At 44.6% G+C, this 6,837-nt stretch carries 5 protein-coding genes; all 5 read left to right on the forward strand.

The window, feature by feature from the left end; all coding sequences use genetic code 11:
• Positions 1-2,229 (forward strand): hypothetical protein (locus P5674_RS22480; RefSeq protein ID WP_315643024.1); only part of this gene is annotated, 2,229 nt, incomplete at its 5' end.
• 289 nt (positions 2,230-2,518) lie between these two features.
• Positions 2,519-3,367 (forward strand): RNA polymerase sigma factor, encoded by an 849-nt coding sequence (locus tag P5674_RS22485; protein WP_006616778.1) that lies wholly within the window; start codon positions 2,519-2,521, stop codon positions 3,365-3,367.
• Positions 3,368-3,484: 117 nt separating this feature from the next.
• Entirely contained in the window at positions 3,485-4,555 is a 1,071-nt protein-coding gene (locus P5674_RS22490; RefSeq protein ID WP_199318228.1) for a tetratricopeptide repeat protein, read from the forward strand.
• A 148-nt stretch (positions 4,556-4,703) separates the two neighbouring features.
• The gene (locus P5674_RS22495) at positions 4,704-5,792 is read left to right on the forward strand and encodes a hypothetical protein (protein WP_006616780.1); all 1,089 of its coding nucleotides are present in this window, start codon (positions 4,704-4,706) and stop codon (positions 5,790-5,792) included.
• 540 nt (positions 5,793-6,332) lie between these two features.
• On the forward strand, positions 6,333-6,837 hold a 505-nt coding region (locus P5674_RS22500; protein WP_315643025.1), incomplete at its 3' end, for a hypothetical protein.

Consider the following 6,837-nt stretch of genomic DNA (forward strand, 5'->3'; position numbering starts at 1 on the left):
TCTATAGGATACCTGGAAAGCGATCGCATCACCCAACACCCTGCTTGTTGGGTTCCGTTGCTCTCCACCCAACCTACAAAGCTGGCAATGATTTACGTCCCCAAATCTATCCCCAAACTAACTTGGAAATCTGTTAAGACATACAACTGGAGTTTTGTGGTTGCTTTAGCTGTCCTTAATGTGGCTGGCATCCCCGCAGCCTTAGCACAAACTCCCCTCCCATCAGCCATACCCGACCCCGGATTAAATAAAACCCCCAAACCCTCTCAGCCACCGTCGGACCCTGACTATATCATCCCCCCTCGCGTCGCTCCTAACGACGAAATTAGCGCCTTTACCACCACTTTCACCCTCAATGATATCCCCATCAGCCACCTAACTCAATGGCAGGTGAGCGGCGTGCAAGCCTTCGCTGATACCACAAATAGCGACATGGTTTGGGACGGTACTTTTAAACTCCACGCCGAGGTCATCGAAAGCCTCAGCCGAACCAATATTTACCGGGTAGACCAGCGGGGGAGTTATCTGCAACTGCGGACGGTGCCCCTGGAAAGGCGGGTAACTACCACCACCACCCAACCTCAAACCATGACCGGGTTGGAAATTCAAATGAGTTTGACGGGAGTCTGTTTTTTACCGAATGCTCCCCGTGACCAACAATGTACTTATATGCCGGGGTTGGTCATCGATCGCAATAGCATTGACCCAGACTTGTTCGTGCCGACCCGGGTTTTTCAAACCTCCCAAGTTGGGGATATCTTGGCACCGGAAACCTTGGCTTTTATGGAGCTTCCAGGTTTTCAAGGGGGAACCGCCAGCCAACCTATCGGGCTAGATTTTTACTTTCCTAATTCTGGCACTTTTCCGGGAAATAGTCAATCACAAAGAAGCACAATTGACCGCCAAGAAGAAATCGACCTGACGATCGCCGGTACTTTTTCCCGGGTGCGCCAGGTGGTCAAAGCCAACGATACCCAAGCGGTTTTGGGGCGCACTATTCACGGATTTACACTATTTTGGGATGATGAAAATCGCTGGCTAAATACGGTTATCCAAGCCGGGGCGCAATTGTTACCGGACTTCATTCCTGACCTCGAAGGTAGCGAAAATCCCGCCAACACCAGAATTAACCGGAACTTATTTTTTGCTGCTAATAATACCCGTTTACCTAGCAGTAGTTTTACGATTTATTCCGCTGGTCTGGGGCGGGCGGAAAGTTTGACTCCCAATATCAGAAGTTTGAGGGAAATTCCTGGGGCGAGTTATCACAGCCTCTGGCTGGGGCTGTCTCCGGTTATGGATCGCAACTTTGAGGAAGATCGCATTTTTTACCGGGCGACGGGTCCCCAATTGGCGATTAATGGGGGAGGGGAAGGGGGAGAAGATGCCGATCATAATGTGCAGTTATTATCGGCGGTCAATCAAGATATCTTTTCCACCGACAATATACAGAACTTTTACGCCCAAGTTTATATCAGTTTTTTGCGCCAAGATGTCAACTTCAACCGACAAAGTGTTTACCGAGAACAAAGGCGCTATTATCCCCACCTTAGTTTAACCGGAAACTGGACAAGAAGTCAAGACATTTTCCGCTACTACACCGGGGTTATTGCTTCGGAAACGGTGAAAGTTTATTTAGGGGCAGATTATACATTTAACACCACCGACGGCTGGAGTTTTCGGGGAGGCGGTGTCGGCTATCTCAACCCCGACCGGGACTATTACAGCCAGATTTTTGGGAATGTTTCTAAACGGTTTCGCCTGGGGAATAATGGCAATTTAATCCTGTCGAGTTTTTTCAATTATGCGATCGACCGAGAAACCCGCATTGGGGATGTAGTTAGCATTTCTCCAGCCAGCGAATTGGCATTGTCGGGACGTTTAAACTGGGGTATTTTTTCCCTGGGTTTAACCAACTATTTCGGGGATATCCTCCCCAATTCCTACGACGATCGCCTACTGATAGAATTCGCAGTCCGCCCAGTCAATAATATCACATTATCCGGTTATATCGCACCTATCGATAAAACCTCCAGCCGCTCAGTTTACGGTAGCAGTATAAATTGGAGACTGAAAAATCAGCCCAACAGTCCCACCCTATCGGCATCCTGGCAACATCAAGAGTATGATTATGGAAACGATATATTTGGGAATAGTCTGTTGGTGACAGACAATATTTTTACCATCCTTTTCCGGGTAGGAAGTTCCCCCAATCCATTCCCCCGTTAAAACCCAGATCAACCAGATTGAGAGTATATCGAGTGAACTTCCTGTTGGGATGTGGGATTTTTTCAGCAAAAAAAATTTACATAAGTGGTATAGACTTTAATCAAGCGATCGAGTATCATATTACAGACAAGCCAAAAACCTGATCAAAATTCGGACTGATCTACCAAGGTCTAAACGAGCATATACTGTCGTTGTCCTCCCGGTATAAAAGGGTGGAGGCAAATTAGATGGAAGCCAACCAGGCTCCGATCGCCAAAACCATTGATGTTTTGAATCCCTCGTACCTCTTATGGAAATTAAAGACCCCATCAGGCGATATCGTTCCCCGAAAGCAAACGATGTCCAACCCTTGAAACAGCCAGAAGAACAAGAACTATTAAATCGTCTTTCAGAAGGGGAAATGAATGCCTTCTGGCCTCTCTGGTATTACCATCAAAACTACCTTTTTCATCGCTGTATTAGTTGGATGGAAAATAACCGGACGGAAGCGGAAGAAGCCCTCAGTATAGCCATGTTAAAAGCCAGGGATAAATTACCAAAATACGCCCCAAAAATCACGAATCTCCGAGCTTGGCTAACCCGCTTAACCCATAATCTATGCCTAGATATTCACCGAGAACGTCGCCGCAAATCAATCAGTATCGACAACATAGAAGATTCATATATTCAAGCAAAAGAGGTTATTTTATGTAGTTGTGAATCCCCAGAATCGCAAATTTTGAGGCATGAGTTAAGGCAGTTTATTCAGAGTGTTGTCAACCAACTACCTGAACGGCTTCGCATCCCTTTCATTCTCCGTTATGACCGAGAACTGTCTTATCCAGATATCGCCGAAAAACTCGGCATTTCCAGAGACAATGCTTACAAACGCATTCAACAGGCACGAGATATTATCGCCCAGAAGGTGAGAAGTTATCTTTCAGGGGTAGATCCTTTTGAATCAACTTTATCTGAGAGTTTTTACGTCACCAATAATTTGTTAATAGAAGACTCAAAAATCGACGATTTATCTGGTGTCGAGTGTAAATCGGTGGTAGTCAGTTATCACTTAACCGCGACCTGCCTAGACCAACTGTCTCATACATGGCATTTTTTGCCTGGTTTTGTGGCTTATAAAAACCGGCATCAGTCCACTTAATTGGAAAATTCAAACACCCAAAATAATTCGGTGATAGACAGTTATCGATTGGACTTGTGAACACCGAAGGATAACCAGGTGCATATCTGCAATAATCAAACACCACCAAATAGCGAGATGTCTAAAAAAACCTTTTCATGTATGGTATCTGTCACCCTACTTTCCGGGAGTGAGAGAAATGTGTATTTGGTTTTAGACCAAAAACCAACCCGAATCAACCAGAAGCTAAAAACCTTAGATCAGTACATACAAAAATATCCATCGGGATGGAAAAAGCGGCTAGAATTGGCGAATCTGTTGTATGCGACGGGTGATTGGCAACGGGCAATCGAAGAGTATCACCAAGTTATTGAGCGACAACCCCAATTGGTTGAGGTGTATTTAAACTTAGGGAAAATGTTGCAGCTAATGGGGCAAGAAGCGGACGCAGTGGCAGTTTATGAAAAAGCCTTATCCCAAGTTCGCCACGAAGCAACTCAACAGCATCTCGGCGGATTAATTGCCGTCTGTCGGCATGACCTGGAAGCAGCCATTGTCGCCTTTGAGTCAGCCACAGCCCTAGAACCGGACAACATGACGCACTGGCTGGCATTGGGGCGGCTACAGATGCAGAAAGAAGATATATCTGGGGCTTTGGGAACATTTGATCACATTTTGTCAGTTCATCCCAATGATATTGTGGCGCTAATTGACAGCTACGATGCTTTGATGATTCTGGGGGATGTCGGGGAAGCGGAGGTGCGGTTGCTGCGGTTGCTGGAATTAGCCCCGGACGATTGTCAGGTTCTCAAGCGACAGATAGAGACTCGTTGCCGGATGGGTTTGGTATGGGAAAAGGAGGGGAAGCAGACTAAAAAAATGATTGACACGGCACGGCAACGGATGGCTACGGTGGAGGGTTGGGAGTTGCTGGCTTATTATCACATCGCCCGAGAGGAGTTTGCGGAAGGAGTCAAAATTTTGGCTCGGTTAACGGAGGAACACCCCAATAACCCCAAGAGTTGGCATTCCTACGGTTGGGGTTTGTTCCATGCCGGACAATATCAGAAGGCGGCATCAGCAATGGAGACCGCTTACAAGCTGTCTGGCGAGGATGCCAAAATTTATCGGGATTGGTGCAAGATTTTACAGGGGACGAGGCAGTCACAACAACCGGCAAAACTGGAAGCAAGAGTTGCTTGTGTATGAATGGCGATCGCGGTTCGGAAAACCACCCCTGATAATTCGCCAAATTCAGAATTTGACGACTGGCATCGTCTTAAGAACAGAGAAGCGAAAAAAATAATTTTGGCTTTTTTAAGGAATCAAGATTAGACAATTAACCGGGATAATAATCATGACGAACTATCTTCTTATCGTTTTTGGTGGCACCACAGAAGATCAGGTGGTTTTTGAGACTAAGGATTCAGCGAATGATTCACAGAATTTTCCTAATCTAACATCTTCTAATCTCTTTTCAAAAGAAGACTTGGACTCTAATAATGTAGATGTTTTACAAATAAACTTGCTGACCATCAATCCCAGTCTAAGTTTTCGTGCGAACACAAACAGTTCCTTAAAAAATCTCAATGGAGTCTGGCTAACGGCAAAACCACAAGCTGGTAGCCGATACTTAAAATCTGAGTACCCTCACAAAGCGGATTTATTAAAATATTTAGAACCTCTAGGTAAATTAGGTCAATCTATCGATTCCGCTAATTGGAGTGAGAAGAATTATACTGAAGCATCGACTGCAAGAGGAATGACTGTCAAAGTATTTAATGACTTTGCAGGACGTTCAAAGGACTTAATCACCGAGTTCTTAAACAGCCAAGGACAAAAATATGATTCTGTATTTATGTTGGCTCATAGCCGAGGGTGTGGATTGGCTCTTCAATCATTGTCGCAGAACGATGTGAATAGCAAATCTGATATTGATATGCTTCAATTGTCCGATAATGTATTAACCCATAAACTCCAGCGAGTTGTACTCTTAGATCCAGTCTCAAAAAATGCAACGGACAAGTACGGATTTGGGACAAATGCCAATAAAATAATCCCACCAGCTAATGCCAAAATTGTGGCAGAACTTAGCAACAAAGACAAGGAAATACATATTGTTTCTAAATCAAAATCAACAGTCCATGATTATGATAGTTATGTTGATATTTTGGTCGGAGAACAAGGTGACAGAAACTATGAGCTTAATTTCAGGAATGTTTATGTCCATATTGCTGATATGGCTCATGAAGGAATGCTATCGAGTAAATTACATGACCACTTCACAGAATACCTAAATATTATCAAAAATCAACCGTGGCAGACAACTTACTTTAACAAAGAAGAGGTTTCTCTTGATAATTTATATCAATTGAATGAAAAAATCGAAATAGGCGATCGGAAGCAGGCGTTCTATCATTGCTTTCAACGTAAAAACAGCAATTAATCTACAAAAACAGGGGGGCGATCGCTCCCTTTTTTTATGGGGCTTCATTTGGGAAAATACCATAACTAAAAATTTTCCGAAATTGAATTAAATCCGCGTTTTAGGGGTGTAGATAAAGCCAGAGGTCTAATCGATGAGTCAGATGGGTAGGAAGTCGCGGTAATAGCCGAACCATAGCCGCTTTGGCGGAATATGTATGCACCAATCCTAATGTGCAAGGTTTTGAAGGTTCCCAATGTGATCGAAAAGCTCAGAGAAAGCTGGGTGGTGCCGATCCAGTGACTGTGCTGAAAGAGGAAGCGCAAGCAGCCACAGGTTCCCTCGCCAAACTGGTGAATTTATTTTACTAAAAGCCCACGGTTCTGCATGAGTGCGATCACCTGGTAATTTCTGGAAAATGTTCCGGTGCGATCGCACCTTTTTTGGGGACATCGAATCGATTAATTAATTTGAGAAATTACGAAAGATATTAACAGAAGATCCAAGACATCAAAAAATCACCGCCTCAACCGTATCGCTCCGGGTTGTCGCGGTCTAATTTTGCCAGTATTTTCCGATCGCCGCCCAGATTCTCTTTCCCAGCTAGACCTGGCACGGCAAATCAATCAAGCCCTTGAACAAGGTGCCCATGTGATTAACATTAGCGGCGGTCAACTGGCTCAAGCAAATGAGGCAGACCCCGCTTTGTTGCTGGAAAAAAATAACGGATTAACTTTAAAAGATATTGCCGTACTCTCCATCGGAACTGGCAACACCACTTGTCCCTACAGCTATGAAGAAATCAAGGGATGGAGTTCTCTGGGTTGGGTTCAGCGTCTACCGGACATCTTCTTAAATCCTGCTTCCCAAAATTCCGAAGATATTGGCAATCAAATTCTCGATAGTGTTGGGAGTGATATATTACGTTTGGATTTCGATCTCAACGATCGCTTGCAAGTGAAAAAGCAGCCAGGTCGTTTGCGATCGCTCCTCGAAAAGCCCCACAATCGATGTTATGGTCGAAAGGGAAGTCGCCTTCCCCAACTCCAATTCCAAACCGTGCTTG

It is taken from the genome of Limnospira sp. PMC 289.06 (assembly GCF_032350395.1).
Lineage (GTDB): Bacteria > Cyanobacteriota > Cyanobacteriia > Cyanobacteriales > Microcoleaceae > Limnospira > Limnospira platensis.